This window comes from Rhodovulum viride (assembly GCF_003265965.1).
Classification (GTDB): Bacteria; Pseudomonadota; Alphaproteobacteria; order Rhodobacterales; family Rhodobacteraceae; genus Rhodovulum; species Rhodovulum kholense.
In genome coordinates this window covers 1-495 of sequence record NZ_MUAV01000178.1, presented here as the reverse complement: position 1 = coordinate 495, position 495 = coordinate 1, and the positions used below count along the sequence as shown (strand labels likewise).

Annotated in this window: 2 protein-coding genes; both read left to right on the top strand. The window is 70.3% G+C overall.

The genetic code is table 11. The features are described from left to right. The first annotated feature begins 148 nt into the window (after nt 1-148). Complete coding sequence (locus BYZ73_RS23235) at nt 149-325, top strand: hypothetical protein (RefSeq protein ID WP_181498149.1); 177 nt, start codon at nt 149-151, stop codon at nt 323-325. Beyond that, nucleotides 322-495, top strand: a 174-nt coding sequence (locus tag BYZ73_RS24265; protein ID WP_146746414.1) for a head-tail connector protein, incomplete at its 3' end; no start/stop codon positions are given. The genes BYZ73_RS23235 and BYZ73_RS24265, both read left to right, overlap by 4 nt.

Genomic DNA, 495 nt, shown 5'->3' with positions numbered 1-495 from the left:
CTGGTGACGATCCTCGCCGAGAAACGCCTCGCCCTGGCCACCTATCGCCCGGGCGCCTTCATCTACGGCGATTTCGGCCGCGAAGGCTGATCGGCTCTCCGAGAGGGCGGGCGAACCGCCCTCTTTCCTGAGCCGATAGGAGGACGACATGCCGACATACACGGTCCTGCGCCAGCATCTTGGCGAGCGCATGTATCTGGAAGGAGAGATCCGCGAGGCTGCCGAGGTCGAGGTGGCCCATCTGATCGCCGCTGGCGTGCTGGGCGCGCCCGAACCCCCGCCCGCCCCCAAACCGCACCGCGCCCGGAAGGCGGGCGACGCATGACGGCGATCCCGGTTCTGGTGACGCCGCCCGCGCGGCCGGTGGTCTCGCTGGAAGACGCCAGGGCGCATCTGCGGATCGATCATGCCGACCAGGACGCGATGATCGAGGGGCTGGTGCTGGCCGCGACGGCCCATCTCGACGGCTGGCGCGGGGTGCTGGGCCGGGCGATC